Below are 23,838 nucleotides of genomic sequence, written 5' to 3' on the forward strand. Positions count from 1 at the left end.
AAGTGCGGCCAGGGATGGCCGCTTCTTGATCTTCGCGTTCACCAATGAACGCGAACATCAACCTTAGCGACGGAGGCCGAGGCGCTCGATCAGGCTCTGGTAACGAGCCAGATCACGATCCTTCAGGTACGCAAGCAGGCGCTTGCGCTGGTTGACCAGCTTCAACAGGCCACGGCGGGAGTGGTGATCCTGCTTGTGCTCCTTGAAGTGGCCGGTGAGGTGGTCGATGCGGGCCGACAGCAGGGCGACCTGCACTTCCGGCGAACCCGTGTCGTTCGGCACGCGGCCAAAGTCAGCGATGATCTTGCCGGTCTGTTCTGCGGTAAGGGACATGTTAGATCTTCCTAAAAAAACGGGTGCGAAGCTTGCGCAACGTCACGCGATGACGTTGCGCAAGCTTCGCCTAGATGAATGAAAAGTCTGGAACAAGCTCCGTATTGTAGCGACCGGAGCCCTATGACAACAAGACCGTCATGGTCAACTGCCATGCTGGTCGGTCGAGGGCAGGTTGAAACCCCGCACGATGTGCAGCTTTCCAGCCACCGCCTCGCCCAGGATCTGCAAGCGCCCGTCGTCGGCGAACACCGCCAACTGGCCACTGAGGGCGGGATCGATCGGAATCTGCTGCCCCTGTGAGACGGCCAGGCTCTGACTGGCATCCAGTCGAAGCACCGGCAACCCGGCAAGGCCCGCGGAGACCGGCAACAACAACGCGAGCAAAGCATCGTCCCCCTGCCCGGCAGCGGCCTGAAGCTGCTCGACCGTCACCATGGCCGGCTCTTTGAACGGGTCCACCCACAGGCGGCGCAGCGCGGTCAGATGGGCACCGCACCCCAGGTCTTCGCCCAGATCCACGGCAAGGCTGCGCACATACGTGCCCGAGCCGCACTCAACGTACAGGGTGAGGCTATCGTCCGAACGGCTGACCAGGTCCAGGCGATAGACATCCACCTCACGCGAGGGGACGTCCACGGCCTCGCCGCGCCGCGCCTTGACGTAGAGCGGCTCGCCATCAAGCTTTATCGCCGAATAAACCGGCGGCACCTGGGTAATGCGTCCGCGCAACCGGGCCAGGGCGACCTCGATGGCCGCATCGGAAAGCGCGGGTACCGGTCGCGTCTGGACCACGTCGCCTTCGAGATCAGCGGTGCTGGTCGTCGCGCCCAGCTTGCACTCGGCCAGATAAGCCTTGCGCGAGCCCAGCAGCATGCCGGCAAGCTTGGTGGCCTCGCCAAAACACAGCGGCAGCAAGCCGGTAGCCAGCGGATCGAGCGCGCCGGTATGTCCGCCCTTCTCCGCGCGGAAAATACCTTTGCGAACCACCTGCAGGGCTTCGTTCGAGCTCAAGCCAAGGGGCTTGTCCAGCAAGACGATGCCGTGCAGGTCGCGGAAACGAATGTTGCTCTTCTTCTTGCTCATGAGGTCGCATAGGCCCGCTTCACTGCCCCGGCGACCCGGGTCATCTCAGTGGACACAACCTCAGTCCTCGCCCGCATCCTCAGTCTCGTCCTTGGACGACCCGGGATGGCGCTCGGCGTCCTGGCGCAGCAGGCTTTCGATGCGCTCGCCCTTGTCGACCGAGTCGTCGTACTTGAAGCGCAGCTCCGGCACGCGACGCAGGCGCATGGAACGCGACAGTTCGCGACGGAATTCCACGGCCAGCTCCTTGAGCGCCTTCACGGCCTCGGCGGAACGCTCCGGCTGCAGCGCAGTGATCCACACGGTGGCCCAGTCCAGATCACGTGTGACTTCCACGTCGGACACGCTCATCAGGGGCAGGCCGTGCTCACGCACGGCGGCATGGACCAGCAGGCCCAGTTCACGGCGCAGCTCGGCGCCGACGCGGTCGGTACGCTTGAAATCGCGTGAAGGCATGAGATGACTCCTTCGTCGTCACAGGGACGAGAGGCGAGTAGCGAGGGCGCTAACTTCGCAGTTTATCGAAAAATGCGAAGCCCGGACAAAAATGCCCGGGCTTCGGAGACTTGCCAGACGTTGGGTTTTCGCGCCCTCGCGACCACCCCTCGCCCCTTGACTCACAGCGTGCGGGCCACCTCGATACGCTCGAAGCACTCGATCTGGTCGCCGACCTTGACGTCGTTGTACTGCTTCACGGCGATACCGCATTCCATGCCGTTGCGTACTTCGTCGACGAGGTCCTTGAAGCGACGCAGCGATTCCAGCTCGCCCTGGAAGACCACGGTGTTGTCGCGGAGCACGCGGATCGGCTTGCTGCGCTTGACCGTGCCTTCGATGACCATGCAACCGGCCACCGCACCGAACTTGGAGCTGCGGAAGACTTCGCGGACCTGCGCCACGCCGATGATCTCTTCGCGCACTTCCTTGCCCAGGAGACCGGACGCTGCCTGCTTCACCTGGTCGATCACGTCATAAATGATCGAGAAGTAACGGACATCCAGACCCGAGGTATCAATGACCTTGCGTGCCGAAGCATCCGCACGGACGTTGAAGCCGATCACCAGCGCCTTGGAGGCGGCGGCGAGCGTGGCGTCGGACTCGGTGATGCCGCCGACGCCGGCTGCGATCACGTTGACCTTCACGTTCTCGTTGCCGATCGCACTGAGCGACTCGCGCAGCGCCTGCACCGAACCCTGCACGTCGGCCTTGACCAGGATGTTGAGCGTCTGCTGCTCGGCACCCTGCGCCATCTGGGCCATGATGTCTTCAAGGCGGTTGGCCTTGCTGACCATGCGCGTTTCGCGACGCTTGAGCTGACGCTCGGCGGCCACTTCACGGGCGAGGCGCTCATCGGCCACCACCACGAAGTCGTCACCGGCTTCCGGCACGCCGGACAAGCCCAGCACCTGCACGGGAATGGACGGACCGGCTTCCTGCACGGTCTTGCCGTTCTCGTCGATCAGTGCGCGCATGCGGCCGTACTCGATACCGCAGACAACGAAGTCGCCGCGCTTGAGCGTGCCCTGCTGCACCAGCACCGTGGCCACCGGACCGCGACCGCGGTCGAGGCTCGATTCGATCACCACGCCGGAGGCGGGGCCATCTTCCACGGCGGTCAGCTCCATCACTTCGGCCTGCACCGAAATGGCGTCGAGCAGATCGTCGATGCCCATGCCGGTCTTGGCCGAGATCGGCACGAACGGCGTGTCGCCACCCCATTCTTCCGGAATCACTTCCAGGTTGCCGAGACCCTGCTTGACGTGGTCCGGGTTGGCGTCGGCCTTGTCCATCTTGTTCAGCGCCACGATCAGCGGCACCTTGGCAGCGCGCGCATGCTTCACGGCTTCGGCCGTCTGCGGCATGACGCCGTCGTCGGCTGCGACCACCAGCACCACGATGTCCGTGGACTGGGCGCCGCGTGCACGCATCGAGGTGAACGCTGCATGGCCTGGCGTATCCAGGAACGTGATGACGCCCTTGGGCGTTTCCACGTGGTACGCACCGATGTGCTGCGTGATGCCACCGGCTTCGCCGGAGGCCACCTTGGTACGGCGGATGTAGTCGAGCGTCGAGGTCTTGCCGTGGTCGACGTGGCCCATGATGGTGACCACCGGCGGGCGCGGCTTCTTCTCGCCTTCCAGCTCCGCGTTCTGCGTGTGGGCAGCCAGCGCGGCTTCGGCGTTGTTCTCGCTCACGGCGACCGGCGTGTGGCCGAGCTCTTCCACCACCAGCACGGCGGTGTCGTGGTCGATGGTCTGGTTGATGGTGGCCATCACGCCCATCTTGAAGAGGGCCTTGACCACTTCCGAACCCTTCACCGCCATCTTGTTGGCGAGGTCGGCGACGACGTTGCTGTCGCCGATCATGACCTCGCGCACGACGGCAGCCGTCGGACGCGTAAAGCCATGCGGGCCACCGGAAGACGGCGCACCAGCGCGCGGCACATCGCGGTTGGAACCACGGCCGGGCTTGCCACCGCGCTTGTTGTTGGAGCGACGTGCGCGATCGGCATCACTCAGATGCAGTTCGCCAGCGGCGAAACGCTTGCCGCCAGGACCTTCCTCACGCTCACGCGCATAGCGGGTCTTGTTGCCAGCAGCGGTAGCCGCAGCAGCGGCGGCCGGTGCGGGCGCCGGTGCAGGCGCGGGCGCCGGTGCGGGCGTCACCACCACTTTCTTTTCGCGCTTACGCGGTTCATGGATGCGCGGCACGATCATGCCCAGCGAGCTATGGTCGATGCGCTGCACGACCGGCTCGGCCTGGACCTGCTTCTCGGGCTGCGCAGCCACCGGCTCGGCGGCCACCGGCGTGGGCTCGGCGCGCTCGGCCGCAGCAGCGGCTTCAGCGGCGGCCTGGCGGGCCTGCTGTTCCTTGGCATGCGCTGCCGCCTCGGCCTCGGCCTGCAGACGGCGCTGCTCTTCTTCTGCCTCGCGCTGCCGCTGGCTTTCTTCCGCGCGCAGGACTTCTTCCTGGCGGCGGCGATCGGCCTCGGCGCGCTCGTTGTCTTCGTGGTCGCGCTGCGCCTGCGATTCCTGCAGCTTGCGCACGGCCTCTTCGCGCTCGACGTCGCTGCCCGCCTCTTCGGCGATGACGCTGCGCTTGACGTAGGTGCGCTTGGTGCGGACCTCGACGTTCACCGTCTTGGCACCGCCCGTGGCACCGCGGCCGCCCGGCGTGGACAGCTTCAGTTCGCCGCGCGTGCTGCGCTTCAAGGTGATCTGGCGCGGGGACGCGCTCTCACCTTCAGCCGGTGCATCCTTGCCGTGGCTGCGCCGCAGGAAGCCCAGCAGCTTCATTTTTTCAGTACTGCTGATGATCTGCTCAGGGTCCGAAAAGGACATGCCAGCCTGACTCAGCTGCGTAAGCAGCCGATCGACAGGTACTTTCATGCTCTGGGCAAGTTGTTTGATCGTTTCACCGGACATCGTGTTCTTTCTCCGCCGTTCCCGCGCTTCACGTCCGTGCGGCCTTGCCTGCACGGCCAACCCCATCCTTGGTGGAAGGCAGTTTCAGCCTTCCTCGGCGCGCCCATCCCGGGCGCTGCCGTCCGCGGTTAGCCACCCTTCTCCAGGCGCGCAATCATCGGCGCACGTGCGGCCATGATCAGCGCTGCGGCGCGCTCTTCATCCATGCCTTCGATGTCGATCAGATCGTCGATCGCCAGATCGGCCAGGTCGTCCACCGTCACCACTTCACGCGACGCCAGCGTAAACGCCGTCGCCTCATCCATGCCCGGCAGGTGCAGGAGCTCTTCGGACGGCTGGTGCTCGTCGATGCTCTCTTCCACTGCCAGCGCCTCGGTCAGCAGCGCGTCGCGGGCGCGGGCGCGGAGTTCCTCGACGATGTCTTCGTCGAAGCCTTCCACGGCCAGCAGCTCGGCGCTCGGCACGTAGGCGATTTCTTCGACGCTGGAGAAGCCTTCCTGCACGAGGATGCTGGCGATCTCCTGGTCCACTTCCAGCTTGTCCATGAACAGCTGGCGTGCGCTTTCCTGTTCGGCCTCGCTCTTGGCGGCGACCTGGTCCTGCGTCATCACGTTGAGCTGCCAGCCGGTGAGCTTGCTGGCGAGGCGCACGTTCTGGCCACCGCGACCGATGGCCTGGGACAGCTTGTCCTCGGCCACGGCGATGTCCATGGAGTGCTTCTCTTCGTCCATGATGATGGACTGCACTTCCGCCGGCGCCATCGCGTTGATGACGTACTGGGCCTGGTTCTCGTGCCACAGGATGATGTCCACGCGCTCGCCATTGAGCTCGTTGGACACGGCCTGCACGCGCGAACCGCGCATGCCGATGCAGGCGCCGATGGGATCGGTGCGCGAATCGTGCGCGACCACGGCGATCTTGGCGCGGTCGCCCGGATCGCGGGCGCAGCCCTTGATCTCGACCAGGCCCTGGCCCACTTCCGGCACTTCGAGCTTGAACAGCTCGATCATGAATTCCGGCGCGGCGCGCGACACGAACAGCTGCGGACCGCGGGCTTCCGAACGCACTTCATAGAGGTAACCGCGCACGCGGTCGCCCACGCGGGCCGATTCACGCGGAATCGTCTTGTCGCGCGGGATGAAGGCTTCGGCGTTGCTGCCCAGATCCAGATAGACGTTGCCGCGCTCGACGCGCTTGACGATGCCGGTGACCAGCTCGCCCACGCGTTCGCGGAAGGCGTCGACCACCTGCATGCGCTCGGCTTCGCGCACGCGCTGCACGATCACCTGCTTGGCGGCCTGTGCGGCGATGCGGCCGAATTCGGCGTTCTCGATCTGCGACTCGATGTATTCGCCGATTTCGGCGCCTTCGCGCGCGTCGACGGCATCCATGTGGCGCACCTGGTGGTACGGCGATTCCATCTCGCCATCATCGGCGATGATTTCCCAGCGACGGAACGTTTCGTAATCGCCGGTATGACGATCGATGACCACGCGGATATCCGGGTCTTCGTCCGGGTAGCGCTTCTTGGCGGCAGACGCGAGCGCGGCTTCCATGGCCTGGAAAATCACTTCACGCGGCACGCCTTTTTCATTGGCATCCGCGTCAACCACCAGCAAAAGTTCTTTGCTCATTGCAGCAACTCCGTAGACGCCGTCAGCGCCCCATCGGTTTCAATTGATTTACTTCGTGGCTTTCTTGCCCGGGCTCTTACCCGGCTTGGGCTGCGGCATGTAACCAAGCGCCACCCAGTCAGGCACCACGCGCGCACTTTCGACAGCGTCATGGTCGAACTCGAAGGTCTTGCCTTCCGCTTCAAGCGAGATCCGCTCGCCATCCACCGACACTACTTTGCCGCGCAAGCGACGACGTCCTTCCAGGGGCGCCTTCAGCAGAATCTTCACTTCGCCTCCCGCCACCTTGGCAAACTGCGCCGCGGTGAACAGCGGGCGATCGATGCCCGGAGAGGAAACTTCCAGCACGTAATGGCCCGGAATGGGGTCTTCCACATCGAGCATGGCGGAGATTTCGCGGCTGGCCGCCTCGCAATCCTCGACATTGACCTCACGGCCTTCGACGTCGAGATAGACGCGCAGCGTACTCTGCCCTTGCGATGGGTTGAACTCCACGCCCATGCATTCCAGGCCGAGGTCGGCCAGGATTTCCGTAAAGCGTTGAGCCAGTGCCTGCGTATCCATGATTTCGCCTATCGTTACCAGTCGCCAGAAACAAAAAATGGGCTCTAGCGGCCCATTCCCTGCTCTTTAAAAGAGCGTCCCCGCCGATGTCCCGACCCATCCAGACTCTTCCGGGGCACCGCACAGACAGCATTGAAGCAGCCTGTGACATACGTGCGACGCTTCCTTGCGCCCAACAAAAAAGCCTCACGAGGAGGCTTTCTTGTTCTAAGAAAGATCTGGTAGCGGGGGTAGGATTCGAACCTACGACCTTCGGGTTATGAGCCCGACGAGCTGCCAGACTGCTCCACCCCGCATCAGAGTCCAGAAATATTAGCGAGATGGCCGAATTCTTGCAAGCCTTTCCGCAAAAATAATTTCACATTCACTGACAAGACGCCGTGACGGACATGCGTCCGCCACCACGCTTTTTCAACCGACGAACACGCTCTGGCACCAGCCGAACAGCGGGCCCCATGCAATGCCCAGCACCAGCAGTGCCAGCACATTGAGCGACAACACCACGCGCACCGACACGTCCTTCTGGAGATGCACCTCGGTGCCCTCCACCGGCTTGTCGAAGTACATCACCTTGACCACGCGCAGGTAGTAATACAGGCCGATGATGGCGAACACGGCGCCGACGATGGCCAGCCACATGAAGCCGGCGTGGATCGCAGCCTGGAACACCAGCAGCTTGCCGAAGAAGCCGAACAGCGGCGGCACGCCAGCCAGCGAGAACATCACCAGCATCATCAGGAACGCAGCCCACGGCGCACGCTGGTTGAGGCCCTTGAGATCGTCGATCTCTTCGCATTCGAAACCAGCGCGGGCCAGGGCGAGGATCACGCCGAAAGCGGCGGCGCTGGTCAGCGCATAGCTGATCGCATAGAACAGCGCCGAGGCATAACCCTCCGGACCGGCGTTGACCAGGCCGAGCAGCAGGTAGCCCATGTGCGAGATGGTCGAGTAGGCCAGCAAGCGCTTGAGGTTGCTCTGCACGATGGCGACAAGGTTACCGATGGCCAGCGACAGCACGGCCAGGCAAGCCAGCATCAGCTGCCAGTGATTGGCCAGGTCGCCAAGGCCGGCATCCAGCAGGCGGTAAGCCATACCGAAGGCGGCGAGCTTGGGCGCGGAACCGATGAAGATGGTCACGGCCGTCGGCGAACCCTGGTACACGTCCGGGATCCACATGTGGAACGGGGCGGCGCCCAGCTTGAAGCCGATACCCACGATCATGAAGATCAGGCCGAACACCAGCAGGTGCGGCATGCCGGTATGCGAGGCCGCCATGTGCAGGTGAGCCAGGTCCAGCGTCGCGGTGGCACCGTAGACCATCGACATGCCGTACAGCAGCATGCCCGAGGCCAGTGCACCCAGCACGAAGTACTTGATGGCCGCTTCCGACGACAGGCGCGAATCACGGTTCAGTGCGACCAGCGCGTAGGACGAGAGCGTGAGCAGTTCCAGGCCCAGGTACACCGTGATCAGGTTGCCGGCCGACACCAGCAGCATGATGCCGATCACCGCAAAGATGGTCAGCGTGTAGAACTCGCCCACGAACAGCTTGCGATCCAGCAGATACGGCTTGGCATAGACGAATACCAGCACCGTGCTCAGCAGCGCGAACACCTTGAGGATCTCACTGACGCCATCGCGGATGAACATGCCGTTGAAGGCAGTCACGGGCTGGGACGGCTGGCCGGCGATGACCAGGTAGATGCCAACCAGCAGCACGGCGATGGAGAGCCAGTGCAGCATCGGGCGCTGCTCGGGCTTCATGAAGGCATCCAACAGCAACAGCAAGCACGCTGCCGCCACCAGATAGAACTCCGGCAACAGGATCAGAATGTCATTGAAATTCGGCATGATCAGTCCTGCTTAGATCTTGTGGTTGCCAAGCTGGGTCACCAGCTGCGAGACCGATGCATCCATCAGATGGATCAGCGGCTGCGGCCAGACGCCCAGGGCCAGCACGGCGGCGGCGAAGGCACCAAGCACAAACCATTCGCGACCGTTGATGTCCTTCATCTCGGCCACGTGCGGATTGGTGATGTCACCCCACAGCACGCGCTTGACCATGTACAGCGTGTACGCGGCGCCGATGATCAGGGTGAAGGCGGCGAAGAATGCGATCCATGCGTTGGCCTGGAAGCTGGCCAGGATCACCTGGAATTCGCCGACGAAACCGCTGGTACCCGGCAGGCCGCTGTTGGCCATCGCAAACAGCACGTAGAAGAAACCGAACCACGGCATCACGTTGATGACGCCGCCGTAGTCCTTGATCTGGCGGGTATGCAGGCGGTCGTACAGCACGCCGATGCACGAGAACATCGCGCCCGACACGAAGCCGTGCGAAATCATCTGCACCATCGCGCCCTGCATGCCCAGCTTGGCCGCATCGAGGTTGTTGCTGCCGCGCACCAGCATGAAGGCGATGAAGATACCCAGGGTGACGAAGCCCATGTGCGCCACGGACGAGTACGCCACCAGCTTCTTCATGTCCTCCTGCACCAGCGCGATGTAGCCGATGTAGACCACCGCAACCAGGCTCAGGCCGATCACCAGCCAGGCGTAGGCATCGGCCGCATCCGGCACGATCGGCAAGGTGAAGCGCAGGAAGCCGTAGCCACCGATCTTCAGCATCACCGCGGCCAGCACCACCGAACCACCGGTTGGCGCTTCCACGTGGGCGTCCGGCAACCAGGTATGCACCGGCACCATCGGCACCTTCACCGCGAAGGCGATCAGGAAGGCGAAGAACAGCCAGGTCTGTTCCTTCATGGTCAGCGGCAAGGCAGCCAGCGTGGCCAGGTCGAACGAACCCGCCTTCAGGTACAGGTAGATCAGGCCCACCAGCATGAAGATGGAGCCGAGGAACGTGTAGATGAAGAACTTCAGCGTGGCATACACGCGACGCGGACCACCCCAGACACCGATGAGGATGAACATCGGGATCAGCATGGCCTCGAAGAACACGTAGAACAGCAACGCGTCGGTGGCGCAGAACACGCCGATCATCAGGCCCTCGAGCACCAGCATGGCAGCCATGTACTGGTGCGGGTTGACCTGGATGACCTCCCAGGCGCCCACGATCACCAGGATGCCCACGAAGGTGGTCAGCAGGATCAGGGCGACGGAGATGCCGTCCACCGCAAGGTTGTAGTGGACGCCGAGCGAGGCGATCCACACGTGGCTTTCGGCAAGCTGCTTGGCACTGTCACCGGCATTGAACGCCGGCAGCATGTAAAGGCTGGCCACGAAAGTGAGGATGGCCACCGCCAGCGCGATCCACCGCGCTGCGTTGGGGCGTCCGGAGCCGGCGAGCAACACCGGGACGGCACCCACGATGGGAAGCCAGATCAGCAGGCTGAGCAAATGATTGAACATGGAGCAGGTTCCCTTATTGCCCGGCCACCAGCCAATACCCGCCAAGCAGCAGGATCAGGCCGAGAATCATCGCGAAGGCGTAGTGATAGAGATAACCGGACTGCAGGCGACGCACGCCACCTGCGATGCGTTCCACCAGACCCGCCGAACCGTTGACCAGCACGCCGTCGATCACGGCGGCGTCGCCACCCTTCCACAGGGCACGACCCAGGGCCATGCCGCCGCGGGCGAACACCGCGAAGTACACCGTGTCGAACCAGTACTTGCGGTCGAGCACGATCCAGATCGGCTTGAGCGCGTTCTTGATGCGACCGGCCAGGGCCGGGTTGAACAGGTAGATGTAGGTCTGGATGACGAATGCCGCCAGCACCAGGAAGAACGGCAGCTGGAAGAAGCCATGCAAGGCCATCGCCATCCAGCCATGGAACTCCTTGCCGATCTCGCCCAGCACGTTGTTCGCTTCGTTGACGTGGATGGCGGAGCCAAACCACTCACCGAACAACATCGGCTGCACGGCCAGCAGGCCCACGATCACCGACGGAATCGCCAGCAGGATCAGCGGCAGCGTCACCACCCACGGCGACTCCTTCGGCGCGTGGTGCAGCACGCCCGGCTCGTGATGGCCATGGTCGTCGTCATGCGACGCATCGTGGTGATCATCGTGACCGGCATGCGCACTGGCGTGAGCGTGATCGTCGTGGCCGTGACCATGGGCGTGGCCATGATCGTGCACGACGGTGAAGCGCTCCTTGCCGTGGAACGTCAGGTACATCTGGCGGAAGGTGTACAGCGCGGTGACGAAGGCACCGGCCATCACGCAGAAGTAGGCATAGCTGGCACCGGCGCGATGGGACTCGCCCACGGCTTCGATGATGGCGTCCTTGGAGTAGAAGCCCGCGAAGAACGGCACGCCGCACAGCGCCAGCGAACCGATCCACATGGTGATCCAGGTGATCGGCATGTACTTGCGCAGGCCGCCCATGTAGCGCATGTCCTGCTCATGGTGCATGGCGATGATCACCGAGCCCGCACCGAGGAACAGCAGCGCCTTGAAGAAGGCATGCGTCATCAGGTGGAACACGGCGCCGGCATAGGCCGACACGCCCAGCGCCACCGTCATGTAGCCCAGCTGCGACAGCGTGGAATACGCGACGACGCGCTTGATGTCGTTCTGCACGATGCCGATCAGGCCGGTGAACAGCGCGCCGGTGGCGCCGATGATCATCACGAAGCTGAGCGCGCTCTCCGACAGTTCGAAGAACGGCGACATGCGCGCGACCATGAAGATGCCGGCGGTCACCATCGTCGCGGCGTGGATCAGTGCCGAGATCGGGGTGGGGCCTTCCATCGAGTCCGGCAGCCACACGTGCAGCGGCACCTGGGCGGACTTGCCCATCGCGCCGATGAACAGCAGGATGCAGATGACGGTGGCAGCGTCCCAATGCGTGTTCTGGGTGATCTGCAGCGTCTTGCCCACCAGGGTCGGTGCCGCGGCAAACGCGGTGGCGTAGTCCAGCGTGCCCAGGAAGTACAGCACGCCGGCGATGCCCAGCAGGAAGCCGAAGTCACCCACGCGGTTGACCAGGAACGCCTTCAGGTTGGCGAAGATCGCCGTGGGGCGCTTGTACCAGAAGCCGATCAGCAGGTACGACACCAGGCCCACCGCTTCCCAGCCGAAGAACAGCTGCATGAAGTTGTTGCTCATCACGAGCATCAACATCGAGAAGGTGAACAGCGAGATGTAGCTGAAGAAGCGCTGGTAGCCCGGGTCTTCCGCCATGTAGCCGATGGTGTAGATGTGCACCAGCAGCGACACGAAGGTGACCACCACCATCATCATGGCGGTGAGGCGGTCGATCATGAAACCGACGTGGGCACTGTAGTTGCCGATGTCGAACCAGGTGTAGATGTTCTGGTTGTAGACCGGTGCGCCGCCCGCCGTGAGCTGGTACAGCACGTAGAACGACAGGCCGCAGGCAATCGCCACGCCCAGGATGGTCGCGGTGTGCGCACCAGCCCGGCCGATGAAGCGACCGAGGAAACCCGCCAGCACGCAGCCGACGAGCGGCGCGAGGGCGATGATCAGCAGGATGGAGGTAGACAATGCCATCGGGTCAGCCCTTCATGCTGTCGATTTCGGCGACGTTGATGGTGCTGCGGTTGCGGAACAGCAGGACCAGGATCGCCAGGCCGATGGCGGTTTCCGCCGCAGCCACGGTGAGAATGAAGAACACGAACACCTGCCCTGCCACGTCGCCCAGGAAACGGGAGAACGCGACGAAGTTGATGTTCACCGCCAGCAGCATCAGCTCGATCGACATCAGCAACACGATGACGTTCTTGCGATTGATGAAGAGACTGGCCAGCGCGATGCAGAACAGCACGGCGCCCAGCACGATGAAGTGCGAAAGCGTGATCATGGGGTGGTCTCCTTGCCCGGTGCCGGCTGCGGTGCGGCGGGAACTTCCGCCGCCATCTTCACCACGCGGACGCGGTCACGTGCATTGACGCGAACCTGCTGCGAAGCCTGTTGGTGACGCACGCCACCACGATGACGCAGGGTCAGCACCACGGCCGCCACAACGCCAACCGTCAGGATCAGCGCGGCGATTTCAAACGGCAACAGGAACTGGGTGTAGAGCGCGGTACCGAGCCACGCCGTGTTGGACATGCCGGCAGCGGTGGCTGGGTTCACACCCATCGTGGCCTCGTGCATGGTGCGCACGCCGATCAGGGCGAGCATTTCGCCCAGCATGACCAGGGCCACCACGATGCCCACCGGCAGGTACTTGATGAAACCTTCCCGCACCTGCTCCTGCTTGATGTCCAGCATCATCACCACGAACAGGAACAGCACCATCACCGCACCGACGTAGACCACGATGAGTGCAATGGCGAGGAATTCGGCTTCGGCCAGCAACCAGATGCAGGCCGTGCTGAAGAACGTGAGCACCAGCGACAACACGGCGTGCACCGAGTTGCGCAGCGTGATCACGCCCAGTGCGGCCACGACCGTGACCGCCGCGAAGGCGTAGAAGCAAACGAGTTGGAACATGTTCGAATCAATCATGATGTCCCGTCCTCAACGATACGCGGCGTCTTGAGCGCGGGCAGCCGCGATGTCCTGCTCGAAGCGGTCGCCAATGGCGAGCAGCTGCGGCTTGGTCACCACGTTCTCGCCACGCTGCTCGAAGTGGTACTCATGGATGTGCGTCTCGACGATCGAGTCCACCGGGCAGCTCTCTTCGCAGAAGCCGCAGAAGATGCACTTGAACAGGTCGATGTCGTAACGCGTGGTGCGACGCTGGCCATCGCTCTCGCGCGGAGCCGAGTCGATGGTGATCGCCAGCGCCGGGCACACTGCCTCGCACAGCTTGCATGCAATGCAACGCTCTTCGCCGTTGGCGTAGCGACGCAGCGCGTGCAGGCCGCGGAAGCGGTTGGACTTGGGGATGTGCTCCATCGGATAGCGCATCGTGTACTTGGGACTGAACATGTAACGCATGGTCAGGCCCAAGCCCTTGAATAGCTCGATGAGCAGCAGGCTTTTGAAATAGTGAGTTACGCGGGACATGTTTTCTTTAGCCTCCCGTGCCGACAGTGACCCAGCCGAAATACTTCATGCAGCCGGCGACGAGGACCCAGGCAATAGCGATGGGGATGAAGACCTTCCAGCCCAGACGCATGATCTGGTCGTAGCGGTAGCGCGGGAAGCTGGCGCGGAACCACAGGAAGAAGAAGGCGAAGATGAACACCTTGACGAAGAGCCACAGGATGCTCGGCTGGCCGATAAAGCCCCAGGAAGCCGGGAAGATCGACAGCCAGCCACCGCAGAACAGGATCGCGGCCAGGAAGCTGACCAGGATCATGTTGGCGTATTCGGCCAGGAAGAACAGCGCGAAGGCCGAACCCGAATATTCCACGTGGAAACCGGCGACGATTTCCGACTCACCTTCTGCCACGTCGAACGGAGCGCGGTTGGTTTCGGCCACGCCCGAGATGAAGTAGATGATGAAGACCGGCAGCAGCGGCCACATGAACCAATCGAAGATGCCCTTGCTGCCCGCCTGCGCATGCACGATGTCGGTCAGGTTGAGCGAACCCGCCAGCACCAGCACGCAGACCAGGCACAGGCCCATGGCCAGTTCGTAGGAGATCACCTGCGCCGCCGAACGCATGGCACCCAGCAACGCGTAGCGCGAGTTGGACGCCCAGCCGGCGAGGATGATGCCGTACACACCCAGCGAGGTCATCGCCAGCAGGTACAACAGACCGGCGTTGACGTTGGCCAGCACCAGCTTGTCGTTGAACGGAATCACCGCCCACGCCGCCAGCGCCGGAACCAGGGCGATCAACGGCGCCAGGTAGTACAGCACCTTGTTCGCGCTGGTCGGAAGAATCACTTCCTTCAGCAGCAATTTCGTGACGTCTGCGAAGGCCTGGAGCAAGCCGAAGGGACCGACCTTGTTGGGTCCCATGCGCACGTGCATCCAGCCGAGCACCTTGCGTTCCCACCACACGTACAAGGCCACCGTGATGACCAACGGCAAGACGATGCACAGGATGTAGATGATCGGTAGGCCGAGCTGATTGATGAGCTGATCGACCATGTGCTTACGCCTTGCTCAGGGTGAGGACTGCGCCGTAAGGCGGCAGCGAGACAGTGTCTTCGTGGGCGGCTTCGATCCACGCCGCGCCATCGGGCACGGTCACATCGATCACCAGCGGCAACACGGCATCGGCCACGCGCACCGCACTGCCCTGCTCCAGGCCCAGTCGCTTGGCTTCATCTGCGTTGACGCGAACGGCCGGCGCCCGATTGAGCGGGTGCTTGCTGAGCGCGGTGGCGCGACGGAGCACGGCGTCCGTGCGATAGATCGGCCAGGTGGCCAGGCGGCTGACACCACCCGTAGCCGGACGCGAAGCCAGTTCGGCACGGGCCTGGTGGCCACGTTCCGTAATGCCTTCACGCAGGCCGGCGAGATCGTCGAACTCGAAGCCGGCGACATTCATCACGCCACCCAGTGCACGCAGCACCTTCCAGCCCGGACGGGACTCACCCGGTGCCTTGGCACCGGCGACGACGCTCTGCGAGAGACCGTCGACGTTGACCAGCGTGCCATCGATTTCCGGCAGCAGGCCAATCGGCAGAATTACATCGGCCACTTCGCGAAGCGCGTCGCTGGCATAGGCCGAGAAAGCGACGACCTTCTGCGCGCCCTTGAGCGCCTTGGCGAAGGCACCGCCATCGGCCACGTCCTGAGCTTCCACGCCGTACAGCACGTAGGCCTTGCGCGGCTGCGCCAGCATGGCCTGCGCGTCGAGGCCACCGTTGCCCGGCAGCACGCCGACACGGCCCAGGCCGACGGCATTCGCACCGACCGGCAGTTCGTTGTAACCCGCACCCGTGGCCTGCGCGATGAACTGCGCCACGGCGCGCAGCCAGGAGGCCTGCGGATGCGTCACGGCGGCTTCGCCGAGAATGACCACGGCGCTGCCGCTCTTGAGATCGGCGATGGCGTCCTTGTCACCCTGGTCGCACGAGGCGCCATGAATGGCATCGGCCAGCGCGGCAGGCGCGGTGGCACCGGCATCGACCACGCCCTTGGCCAGCGACAGCAGCGCATCGACCAGCGCATGCGGCGCCACGATGGCTTCGCCGGCCAGGCGGTAGTTGAAGTTGAAGCTCGCCGGATTGACGGCGTAAACCTTGGCGCCCTTCTTCACCGCCTGATGGATGCGGTGATTGAGCAGCGGCATTTCGTGGCGCAGATCCGAGCCGACCAGCAGCGCGGCCTTGACCTTGTCCAGCTCTGCCACCGGCTTGCCGAACGGCTGCGCGACGGCGTTGTCGGCGAAGTCCAGCTGACGCACGCGATGGTCGACATGGGCGCTGCCCAGGCCGCGCGCCAGACGCACCAGCAGGTCGCCTTCTTCATTGGTGGTGGCCGGATGCACCAGCACGCCCAGGTCACTGCCCGGCACGGCCTTCAGCGCTTCGGCGGTGGCACCCAGTGCGTCGTCCCACGTGGTGGTGACCCACTGGCCATTGCGCTTGACCTGCGGCGCATTCACGCGATCAGCGGCGTACAGGCCCTGGTGGCTGTAACGGTCGCGGTCGGAGAGCCAGCACTCGTTGATCGATTCGTTGTCGCGCGGCACCGTGCGCAGCACCTCACCGCGGCGCGTATGCAGCCACAGGTTGGAGCCCAGCGCATCGTGATAAGCGACGGACGGCTTGGCGATCAGTTCCCAGGCGCGTGCCTGGTACTGGAACGGCTTGTTGGTCAGCGCGCCCACCGGACAGACGTCGATGATGTTGCCCGACAGTTCCGTCTCGATGGTCTTGCCGATGTACGTACCGATCTGCAGGTTGTCACCGCGGCTCATGCCGCCCAGCTCGTAGGTGCCGGCGATTTCGCTGGTGAAGCGCACGCAGCGCGTGCACTGGATGCAGCGCGTCATCTCGGTGGCGACCAGCGGGCCGAGGTTTTCGTCGGCGATGGTGCGCTTGCGTTCGGTGTAGCGCGACACGCTGCGGCCGTAGCCCAGCGCGACGTCCTGCAGTTCGCACTCGCCGCCCTGATCGCAGATCGGGCAATCCAGCGGGTGGTTGATCAGCAGGAATTCCATCACGTCCTTCTGATACTTCAGAGCGACGTCGGTACGGGTCTTCACCTTCATGCCTTCGGCCACGGGCGTGGCGCACGCCGGCTGCGGCTTGGGCATGGGCTTGCCGCCCATTTCCACTTCCACCAGGCACATGCGGCAGTTGGCGGCGATGGGAAGCTTGCGGTGATAGCAGAAACGCGGGATGGCGATGCCGATGGCATCAGCCGCCTCGATGATCATGGCGCCCTTGCGAATCTGCGTGGGCTTGCCATCGACCTCGATGTTCACGAGGTCAAGGTTCGGTGCTGCGGGCTGCGCACTCATGCGGCGGCTCCAAGCTTGTCGTCGACGATGGAGCGACCGTTGACGATGTAGTACTCAAATTCATCCCAGAACTGGCGCAGGAAGCCCTGCACCGGCCACGCCGCGGCTTCGCCGAACGCGCAGATGGTGTGGCCTTCGATCTGGCCGGCAATGGCCTTCAGACGATGCAGGTCGTCCATGGTGCCCTTGCCTTCCACGATGCGATCCAGCACGCGGTGCATCCAGCCGGTGCCTTCGCGGCACGGCGTGCACTGGCCGCAGCTTTCCTTGTGGAAGAACTGCGAGATGCGGCGGGTGAAGCGGACCGTGCAGACGGTGTCGTCCAGCACCACGATGGCGCCCGAACCCAGACCCGTCTTGAGGTCACGCAGGGTGTCGTAGTCGAACGGCAGGCCCTTCAACTGCTCGGCGCGCAGCACCGGCATGGACACGCCGCCCGGCACCGCACCCTTCAGCGTGCGACCCGGACGCAGGCCACCGGCCATTTCCAGCAGTTCGTCGAACGTGGTACCGAGCGGCACTTCGAAGTTGCCGCCCTTCTGCACGCAACCGGACACCGAGAAGATCTTCGGGCCACCGTTCTTGGTCTTGCTCTGCGCCAGGAACCAGTCGGCACCCTTGCGCAGGATGGCCGGCACCGAAGCGTAGGTCTCGGTGTTGTTGATGGTGCTGGGCTTGCCGTACAGGCCGAAGTTCGCCGGGAACGGCGGCTTGAAGCGCGGCTGGCCCTTCTTGCCTTCCAGCGATTCCATCAGCGCAGTTTCTTCGCCGCAGATGTAAGCGCCAGCGCCAAGCGCGCCATAGATGTCGACGTTGATGCCGGTGCCCTGGATGTCCTTGCCCAGCAGACCTGCGGCATAGGCTTCCTTCAGCGCCTCTTCGAAATGCTCGAAGGGCTCGTGATGGAATTCGCCACGCAGGTAGTTGTAGGCCACGGTGGAACCCGTGCAATAGCACGCGATGGCCATGCCTTCGATCACCGCATGCGGGTTGAAGCGCAGGATGTCGCGGTCTTTGCAGGTGCCCGGCTCCGACTCGTCGGAGTTGCAGAGGATGTACTTCTGCATGTCGCCCTTGGGCATGAAGGACCACTTCAAGCCCGTCGGGAAGCCCGCGCCGCCACGGCCGCGCAGGTTGCTCTTCTTGATCTCTTCGATCAGAGCGTTCGGATCGGGCTTTTCGGCGAGGATTTTCTTCCACGCCTCATAGCCACCCACCTGGGTGTAGCTGTCCATCGCCCACGGCTTGTCGAAATGCAGCGTGGTGTAGACGACCTGATGTTCTTGCGGTGCCGGACCGTATGCCATGGCGCCCTGCCCTTACTTGAGACCGTCGAGAATCTCGTCGATCTTCTGGATCGACAGACGCTCGTGGTAATGACCATTGACGGTCATCGCCGGCGCGCTGGCGCAGGCGGCGATGCATTCTTCTTCGCGCTTGAGGTACACGCGGCCATCGGCGGTGCTTTCACCGAGCTTGATGCCCAGTTTCTGCTCGCAATGTTTCACCAGATCCTCGGCGCCGTTGAGCCAGCACGAGATGTTGGTGCAGATGGCCACGTTGTTGCGGCCCACCGGCTTGGTCTCGAGCATCGAGTAGAAGCTGGCGACCTCGTAAGCCCAGACGGCGGGCAGATCGAGGTACTTGGCAACCGCGGTGATCAGCTCATCGGTGAGGAAGCCCTGGTTCTGCTCCTGCGCGGCGAACAGCGACTGGATCAGCGCCGAACGCTTGCGGTCGGGAGGAAAACGGGCAACCCACTCTTCGATGTGATGACGAGTGTGTTCGTTGAGTACGACGAGCGGGTCGACATTCTTGACCTGCTCGTAATTTCCGGTGGCTTTCATGTAGTGGCTCCCGTGGGCTCAGCGATCGACTTCGCCGAACACGAGGTCATAAGTACCGATCATCGCCACCACGTCGGCCAGCATGTGGCCGCGCACGATGGCATCCATCGAAGAGAGATGGGCGAAGCCCGGCGCGCGCAGGTGCACGCGGAACGGTTTGTTCGCACCATCGGAGACGAGGTAGCAGCCGAACTCACCCTTCGGTGCTTCCACCGCGGCATAGGTCTCGCCTGCCGGCACGCCGTAGCCTTCGGTAAACAGCTTGAAGTGGTGGATCAGCGCTTCCATGTCCTCCTTCATGTTTTCACGATGAGGCGGAGCGACCTTGTAGTTCTGCACGATGACCGGGCCGGGGTTGGCCTTCAGCCACTTCACGCACTGCTGGATGATGCGGTTGGACTGGCGCATCTCTTCGACGCGAACCAGGTAACGGTCGTAGCAGTCGCCGCCCACGCCCACCGGAATGTCGAAATCGACTTCGGCGTACTTGGCGTACGGCTGCTTCTTGCGCAGATCCCATTCAATGCCCGAACCGCGCAGCATCACGCCCGTCATGCCCCAGGCCTGGGCCTTTTCCGGCGGAATGACGCCGATGCCGACGGTGCGCTGCTTCCAGATACGGTTGTTGGTGAGCAGTTCCTCGTACTCGTCCACCTTCTTCGGGAAGTCGCTGGTGAACGCTTCCAGGTAGTCGAGCATGGAACCTTCGCGCCAGCTGTTGAGGCGCTTCAGGTCGTTGCCCTTGTGCCAGGGCGACTCGCGGTACTGCGACATGTGGTTCGGCAGATCGCGGTAGACGCCGCCCGGGCGGTAGTACGTGGCGTGCATGCGCGCGCCCGATACGGCCTCATAGACGTCCATCAGCTCTTCGCGTTCGCGGAACGCGTAGAGGAACACCGCCATCGCACCCAGGTCGAGCGCGTTGGAGCCGATCCACATCAGGTGATTCAGGATGCGGGTGATCTCGTCGAACATGGTGCGGATGTACTGCGCACGCTCCGGCACCTCGATACCCAGCAGGGTTTCGATGGCGCGCACGTAAGCGTGCTCGTTGCACATCATCGACACGTAGTCGAGGCGATCCATGTAACCGATGGACTGGTTGAACGGCTTGGACTCGGCGAGCTTTTCCGTGCCACGGTGCAGCAGGCCCACGTGCGGATCGGCACGGACGATGGTCTCGCCGTCCATTTCCAGCACCAGGCGCAGCACGCCGTGCGCAGCAGGATGCTGCGGGCCGAAGTTCATCGTGTAGTTGCGGATTTCTTGCATGATCAGTTATTCCGCCAGTTGTCGGCCGCTTCGGCCTTGGCCTGCAGCAGGTCGGCGTCGTCACGGATGACGCGCGGCACCAGCACGCGCGGTTCGATCGACACGGGTTCGTACACCACGCGCTTCTGCTCGGGGTCGTAACGCACTTCGACGTTGCCGATCAGCGGGAAGTCCTTGCGGAACGGATGACCCACGAAGCCGTAGTCGGTAAGAATGCGGCGCAGGTCCGGGTGGCCTTCATAGACGATGCCGTACAGGTCGAACGTCTCGCGCTCGAACCAGTTCACGCCCGGCCAGATGCCGGTCAGCGAAGGCACCATCGGCAGCGTGTCGTCATCGCAGAACGTGCGCAGGCGCAGGCGCTGGTTGTTCTCCAGCGACAGGATGTGCACGACGGACGCGAAGCGGTTCGGCTGCATGTCGGAACGGGGGCGATCGGACCACTTGAAGCGGCCCATGGCCTCGCCTTCCACGCCACGCGAGAAACCGGTGCCGGACACGGTTTCCGTGTCCCACTCGGTCTGGCCGTAGCTCATGTAGTCGACGCCGCAGACGTCGATGGGCACGCCAAAGCGGAACGGCGCTTCGTCACGCAGCGCGGTGGCCACCGCGAGCAGGTCGGCGGCGGCCACTTCGGCGGTGACTTCGTTGCGGACCACGCTGACTTTCAGCGTGTCGCCGAATCGCGCCGTGAGGCGCTCGGCCAGCGAGTTGATCGGAGTATCAGTCATGGCTCAGCTGCGCCTTTCTCAGGAACGCGCGATGGTGTTGGTGCGGCGGATCTTCTTCTGCAACTGCAGAATGCCGTGGATCAGCGCTTCGGCCGTCGGCGGGCAGCCCGGCACGTAGATGTCCACCGGCACGATGCGGTCGCAACCGCGCACCACCGAGTACGAGTAGTGGTAGTAGCCGCCGCCGTTGGCGCAGCTACCCATGGAGATGACCCACTTCGGATCGGGCATCTGGTCGTAGACCTTGCGCAGCGCCGGGGCCATCTTGTTGACCAGGGTGCCGGCCACGATCATCACGTCGGACTGGCGGGGACTCGGGCGGAACACCACGCCGTAGCGGTCCAGGTCCAGTCGCGCGGCACCCGCGTGCATCATTTCCACGGCGCAGCAGGCGAGACCGAAGGTCATCGGCCACATGGAACCGGTGCGCGCCCAGTTCATGAGGGCGTCGACGCTGGTGGTGGCGAAGCCGCGCTGGATGACGGGGTTGTCCTCGGCTGGACGAAGAATGTCGTCCACCAGGTTCAACGGCTGCGGGTTGTGCATCACCCGGTCAAGGGACGAGATCACTCCCATTCCAGTGCTCCCTTCTTCCACACGTAAGCAAAACCGATGACCAGAAGCAGCAGGAACAGCGCCATTTCGATCAGGGCGACAAGACCGATCTTGGTGAACACCACTGCCCACGGGAACAGGAAGGCGATTTCCAGATCGAAGATGATGAAGAGGATCGCCAGCAGGTAGTAGCGAACGTCGAAGCGCATGCGCGCGTCTTCGAAGGCCTCGAAGCCGCACTCGTAGGGCGAGAGCTTCTCCGACTCGGGACGGCGCGGACCGGCCAGAAGGCCAATGACCAGCAGTACCACGCCAAGGCCGGCGGCGACGCCGATGAACAGCAGAATGGGCCAGTATTCGGCAAGCACGGTGAAACGTACCTCCGCGCCTTCATTGGCGCATCAGTGACCGTAGGGGAAACGGTCCGCGGAACTTGGATTCGGCATGGCCCGCGAGGGCCAAAGGCTAGGCGCCACGATCACGTGCGTTGGGGGCCGCGAGCGTCCGACTTTTCACGATCTGAATCGGGAATCGCGACATTGTATCAGCGCGCTTAACAACAACAAGCCTTGACGGGTATTTGGAAGGCGATTTGCAAGGGTTCGCTGACGCCTCACGGCGTGTCCTGCGCAAGCCATTACGACCAAGGTCTTACATGGTGTGCGTGGGCCGTTCCGAACTGGTCGTGCCGGCAAGGAGGTTTTCTATGCGGGCCCGTGCAGCCTCGCCATCGGCGGACTCGTTGAACTGGACGCCGATGCCCGCCGTCCGGTTGCCCTGCGCCCCGATCGGGGTGACCCACACGACCTTGCCGGCCACCGACAGGCGCTCACCTTCGTCGGTCAGGTTGATCAGCAGCACCACTTCGTCGCCCAGCGCGTACTTCTGGGCCGTGGGCGCAAACAGGCCACCGTTCTTCAGATAAGGCATGTAGGCGTTGTAGAGCGACGCCGTGTCCTTGATCTTCAACGAAATAATGCCCTGGCGGGCGGCGATGGCCGGATTCATGGCTGCTCCTGTACGCCACCTGGTGCGGCGCCCCTCTCCTCATCGTAGCGAGCGGCCGGGTCCAGCGACAAGCGAGACGTGGAAGGAATGTGATGAAGCCGGTGTCACGTCACTATCGGTGACTCAGGCCGGCGGCGTATCTGCCTTGAGCTCGCACCAGCCCCAACGGTCGAAGATCCAGGGCGATGGCACTTTCATGTGGAGCTTGAGGAAACGCGGGCCCGTGACCACCGGGTCCAGACCATGCAGCACATATCGCCCCTGTGCATCCATCACCAGGGGGGCCCGACGCCAGGACCATTCACGGACACCGGCCGTGTCAACCAGGGTCAGCGTCATCCAGCGCTGCAGGGACCGGGATGGCCGCCAGGGCAGCACGGCCGACTCCGTGGCGGCCGACGAGCCGCGAACCCACTGATATCGCTCCGCCCGATCCGCCATGCGGCGCATGCGCTTGCCGCTCAAGGCCATCTGGCTTCGGTGGCACGCCAGGGCCGCCATCTTGTTGGCGTGAAGGCCCACGGAGGAGTCCAGCTTGACCCGGGCGGAGCCGGCCATCTCGTGGCCGTGGACCAGGTAGGCCAACATGCGCGGCGCAGGTTCCGCCCAGCCAGCCACGGCGAGCCGCGTCATGACATGGGCCGCGCTATGGTCCGGGTGGTGATCACCCAGCGACGGCAAGGCCACCAGGGTAGGACGGAATGCGTCGAGCATCGCCGAGATGGTTGCCACGCTTTCCTGTGGCGACTGACGGATTTGATCCGTGACACCCATGTCGGGCCAGCCCTGCGCGTGCAGGGCCTGCGGATCGACGCCCAACTGGGCCAGCGCGTGCGCGACCTCGGTACGACGACGCTCGCCCCAGCGGCGACGTTCGTCCATGCCAATGCGCAGCCGACGCTCCACCCAGCGCTGCGGCCACGGATTGTTGTCGCCATTGGTGAGCAGAAGAATGCGGACGTCGCCACCGGCCTGCCGAACCTGCTGGATCAGCTCGCCCGTGGCGATCGATTCGTCATCCGGGTGCGGGGCCACGACCAGCAGGCGTGTCCCGGCGTGCAGGGTCAACGACATG

The 23,838-nt window shown here is 63.6% G+C and carries 22 protein-coding genes and 1 tRNA gene; all 23 read right to left on the reverse strand.

The features are described from left to right. Window positions 1-63 precede the first annotated feature (63 nt). Complete coding sequence (rpsO, locus tag DK366_RS17305; protein WP_109126822.1) at window positions 64-333, reverse strand: 30S ribosomal protein S15; 270 nt, start codon at window positions 331-333, stop codon at window positions 64-66. Window positions 334-477: 144 nt separating this feature from the next. After that, a complete protein-coding gene (truB, locus tag DK366_RS17310; RefSeq protein ID WP_109126823.1) occupies window positions 478-1,419 on the reverse strand; it encodes a tRNA pseudouridine(55) synthase TruB in 942 nt (313 codons plus the stop codon). Between the two features lie 60 nt (window positions 1,420-1,479). Then, window positions 1,480-1,875 carry a 30S ribosome-binding factor RbfA gene (gene rbfA / locus DK366_RS17315; RefSeq protein WP_109126824.1) on the reverse strand — a complete coding sequence of 132 codons (396 nt, stop codon included), beginning with the start codon at window positions 1,873-1,875 and terminating at the stop codon, window positions 1,480-1,482. A 161-nt stretch (window positions 1,876-2,036) separates the two neighbouring features. Next, a complete protein-coding gene (gene infB, locus DK366_RS17320) occupies window positions 2,037-4,844 on the reverse strand; it encodes a translation initiation factor IF-2 (RefSeq protein ID WP_109126825.1) in 2,808 nt (935 codons plus the stop codon). A 128-nt stretch (window positions 4,845-4,972) separates the two neighbouring features. Further along, on the reverse strand, window positions 4,973-6,478 hold the full coding sequence (nusA, locus tag DK366_RS17325; protein ID WP_109126826.1) for a transcription termination factor NusA: 1,506 nt from the start codon (window positions 6,476-6,478) through the stop codon (window positions 4,973-4,975). Window positions 6,479-6,526: 48 nt separating this feature from the next. Then, complete coding sequence (gene rimP, locus DK366_RS17330; RefSeq protein ID WP_109126827.1) at window positions 6,527-7,042, reverse strand: ribosome maturation factor RimP; 516 nt, start codon at window positions 7,040-7,042, stop codon at window positions 6,527-6,529. A gap of 219 nt (window positions 7,043-7,261) precedes the next feature. Next, window positions 7,262-7,338, reverse strand: a tRNA-Met gene (locus tag DK366_RS17335). Between the two features lie 115 nt (window positions 7,339-7,453). Next, window positions 7,454-8,893 (reverse strand): NADH-quinone oxidoreductase subunit NuoN, encoded by a 1,440-nt coding sequence (gene nuoN, locus DK366_RS17340; RefSeq protein WP_109126828.1) that lies wholly within the window; start codon window positions 8,891-8,893, stop codon window positions 7,454-7,456. A gap of 12 nt (window positions 8,894-8,905) precedes the next feature. Continuing rightward, window positions 8,906-10,414 carry an NADH-quinone oxidoreductase subunit M gene (locus DK366_RS17345; protein WP_109126829.1) on the reverse strand — a complete coding sequence of 503 codons (1,509 nt, stop codon included), beginning with the start codon at window positions 10,412-10,414 and terminating at the stop codon, window positions 8,906-8,908. Window positions 10,415-10,427: 13 nt separating this feature from the next. Beyond that, entirely contained in the window at window positions 10,428-12,524 is a 2,097-nt protein-coding gene (gene nuoL / locus DK366_RS17350; RefSeq protein WP_109126830.1) for an NADH-quinone oxidoreductase subunit L, read from the reverse strand. A gap of 4 nt (window positions 12,525-12,528) precedes the next feature. Next, complete coding sequence (gene nuoK / locus DK366_RS17355) at window positions 12,529-12,834, reverse strand: NADH-quinone oxidoreductase subunit NuoK (RefSeq protein ID WP_046970165.1); 306 nt, start codon at window positions 12,832-12,834, stop codon at window positions 12,529-12,531. Next, window positions 12,831-13,484 (reverse strand): NADH-quinone oxidoreductase subunit J, encoded by a 654-nt coding sequence (locus tag DK366_RS17360; protein WP_198651614.1) that lies wholly within the window; start codon window positions 13,482-13,484, stop codon window positions 12,831-12,833. The genes nuoK and DK366_RS17360 overlap by 4 nt, the downstream gene beginning before the upstream one ends. Before the next feature lie 12 nt (window positions 13,485-13,496). After that, window positions 13,497-13,988: an NADH-quinone oxidoreductase subunit NuoI gene (gene nuoI, locus DK366_RS17365; RefSeq protein ID WP_046970163.1), complete on the reverse strand. Its 492-nt coding sequence runs from the start codon at window positions 13,986-13,988 to the stop codon at window positions 13,497-13,499. A 7-nt stretch (window positions 13,989-13,995) separates the two neighbouring features. Next, a complete protein-coding gene (nuoH, locus tag DK366_RS17370; RefSeq protein ID WP_109126831.1) occupies window positions 13,996-15,024 on the reverse strand; it encodes an NADH-quinone oxidoreductase subunit NuoH in 1,029 nt (342 codons plus the stop codon). A gap of 4 nt (window positions 15,025-15,028) precedes the next feature. Next, complete coding sequence (gene nuoG / locus DK366_RS17375; protein WP_109126832.1) at window positions 15,029-17,350, reverse strand: NADH-quinone oxidoreductase subunit NuoG; 2,322 nt, start codon at window positions 17,348-17,350, stop codon at window positions 15,029-15,031. After that, on the reverse strand, window positions 17,347-18,657 hold the full coding sequence (gene nuoF / locus DK366_RS17380) for an NADH-quinone oxidoreductase subunit NuoF (protein ID WP_109126833.1): 1,311 nt from the start codon (window positions 18,655-18,657) through the stop codon (window positions 17,347-17,349). The genes nuoG and nuoF overlap by 4 nt, the downstream gene beginning before the upstream one ends. Window positions 18,658-18,669: 12 nt before the next feature. Then, on the reverse strand, window positions 18,670-19,197 hold the full coding sequence (nuoE, locus tag DK366_RS17385) for an NADH-quinone oxidoreductase subunit NuoE (protein ID WP_109126834.1): 528 nt from the start codon (window positions 19,195-19,197) through the stop codon (window positions 18,670-18,672). A gap of 18 nt (window positions 19,198-19,215) precedes the next feature. Continuing rightward, window positions 19,216-20,469 carry an NADH-quinone oxidoreductase subunit D gene (locus DK366_RS17390; RefSeq protein WP_109126835.1) on the reverse strand — a complete coding sequence of 418 codons (1,254 nt, stop codon included), beginning with the start codon at window positions 20,467-20,469 and terminating at the stop codon, window positions 19,216-19,218. A 2-nt stretch (window positions 20,470-20,471) separates the two neighbouring features. Then, window positions 20,472-21,200, reverse strand: coding sequence for an NADH-quinone oxidoreductase subunit C (locus tag DK366_RS17395; protein ID WP_109126836.1), 729 nt, complete (start codon window positions 21,198-21,200; stop codon window positions 20,472-20,474). An 18-nt stretch (window positions 21,201-21,218) separates the two neighbouring features. Then, window positions 21,219-21,776: an NADH-quinone oxidoreductase subunit B gene (locus DK366_RS17400; RefSeq protein WP_026034090.1), complete on the reverse strand. Its 558-nt coding sequence runs from the start codon at window positions 21,774-21,776 to the stop codon at window positions 21,219-21,221. Then, window positions 21,767-22,123 carry an NADH-quinone oxidoreductase subunit A gene (locus DK366_RS17405; protein WP_109126837.1) on the reverse strand — a complete coding sequence of 119 codons (357 nt, stop codon included), beginning with the start codon at window positions 22,121-22,123 and terminating at the stop codon, window positions 21,767-21,769. Before DK366_RS17405 ends, DK366_RS17400 begins: the two co-directional genes overlap by 10 nt. 283 nt (window positions 22,124-22,406) lie before the next feature. Beyond that, window positions 22,407-22,763, reverse strand: coding sequence for a PilZ domain-containing protein (locus DK366_RS17410; protein WP_109126838.1), 357 nt, complete (start codon window positions 22,761-22,763; stop codon window positions 22,407-22,409). Between the two features lie 123 nt (window positions 22,764-22,886). Continuing rightward, window positions 22,887-23,837: a PIG-L family deacetylase gene (locus DK366_RS17415; RefSeq protein ID WP_232821098.1), complete on the reverse strand. Its 951-nt coding sequence runs from the start codon at window positions 23,835-23,837 to the stop codon at window positions 22,887-22,889. Between the last annotated feature and the right edge of the window lies 1 nt (window position 23,838).

This window comes from Dyella sp. C11 (genome assembly GCF_003121485.1).
Lineage (GTDB): Bacteria > Pseudomonadota > Gammaproteobacteria > Xanthomonadales > Rhodanobacteraceae > Dyella.

Bases quoted from the DNA above. Each gene is read 5' to 3' on its own strand.
- nuoE (WP_109126834.1), bottom strand. From the start codon at position 19,197: ATGAAAGCCACCGGAAATTACGAGCAGGTCAAGAATGTCGACCCGCTC.
- nuoL (WP_109126830.1), bottom strand. From the start codon at position 12,524: ATGGCATTGTCTACCTCCATCCTGCTGATCATCGCCCTCGCGCCGCTC.
- rimP (WP_109126827.1), bottom strand. From the start codon at position 7,042: ATGGATACGCAGGCACTGGCTCAACGCTTTACGGAAATCCTGGCCGAC.
- DK366_RS17400 (WP_026034090.1), bottom strand. From the start codon at position 21,776: ATGGGAGTGATCTCGTCCCTTGACCGGGTGATGCACAACCCGCAGCCG.
- rpsO (WP_109126822.1), bottom strand. From the start codon at position 333: ATGTCCCTTACCGCAGAACAGACCGGCAAGATCATCGCTGACTTTGGC.
- truB (WP_109126823.1), bottom strand. From the start codon at position 1,419: ATGAGCAAGAAGAAGAGCAACATTCGTTTCCGCGACCTGCACGGCATC.
- infB (WP_109126825.1), bottom strand. From the start codon at position 4,844: ATGTCCGGTGAAACGATCAAACAACTTGCCCAGAGCATGAAAGTACCT.
- nuoF (WP_109126833.1), bottom strand. From the start codon at position 18,657: ATGGCATACGGTCCGGCACCGCAAGAACATCAGGTCGTCTACACCACG.
- nuoG (WP_109126832.1), bottom strand. From the start codon at position 17,350: ATGAGTGCGCAGCCCGCAGCACCGAACCTTGACCTCGTGAACATCGAG.
- rbfA (WP_109126824.1), bottom strand. From the start codon at position 1,875: ATGCCTTCACGCGATTTCAAGCGTACCGACCGCGTCGGCGCCGAGCTG.
- DK366_RS17415 (WP_232821098.1), bottom strand. From the start codon at position 23,837: ATGTCGTTGACCCTGCACGCCGGGACACGCCTGCTGGTCGTGGCCCCG.
- DK366_RS17390 (WP_109126835.1), bottom strand. From the start codon at position 20,469: ATGCAAGAAATCCGCAACTACACGATGAACTTCGGCCCGCAGCATCCT.
- DK366_RS17360 (WP_198651614.1), bottom strand. From the start codon at position 13,484: ATGATTGATTCGAACATGTTCCAACTCGTTTGCTTCTACGCCTTCGCG.
- DK366_RS17410 (WP_109126838.1), bottom strand. From the start codon at position 22,763: ATGAATCCGGCCATCGCCGCCCGCCAGGGCATTATTTCGTTGAAGATC.
- nuoH (WP_109126831.1), bottom strand. From the start codon at position 15,024: ATGGTCGATCAGCTCATCAATCAGCTCGGCCTACCGATCATCTACATC.
- nuoN (WP_109126828.1), bottom strand. From the start codon at position 8,893: ATGCCGAATTTCAATGACATTCTGATCCTGTTGCCGGAGTTCTATCTG.
- DK366_RS17345 (WP_109126829.1), bottom strand. From the start codon at position 10,414: ATGTTCAATCATTTGCTCAGCCTGCTGATCTGGCTTCCCATCGTGGGT.
- nusA (WP_109126826.1), bottom strand. From the start codon at position 6,478: ATGAGCAAAGAACTTTTGCTGGTGGTTGACGCGGATGCCAATGAAAAA.
- DK366_RS17395 (WP_109126836.1), bottom strand. From the start codon at position 21,200: ATGACTGATACTCCGATCAACTCGCTGGCCGAGCGCCTCACGGCGCGA.
- nuoK (WP_046970165.1), bottom strand. From the start codon at position 12,834: ATGATCACGCTTTCGCACTTCATCGTGCTGGGCGCCGTGCTGTTCTGC.
- nuoI (WP_046970163.1), bottom strand. From the start codon at position 13,988: ATGTCCCGCGTAACTCACTATTTCAAAAGCCTGCTGCTCATCGAGCTA.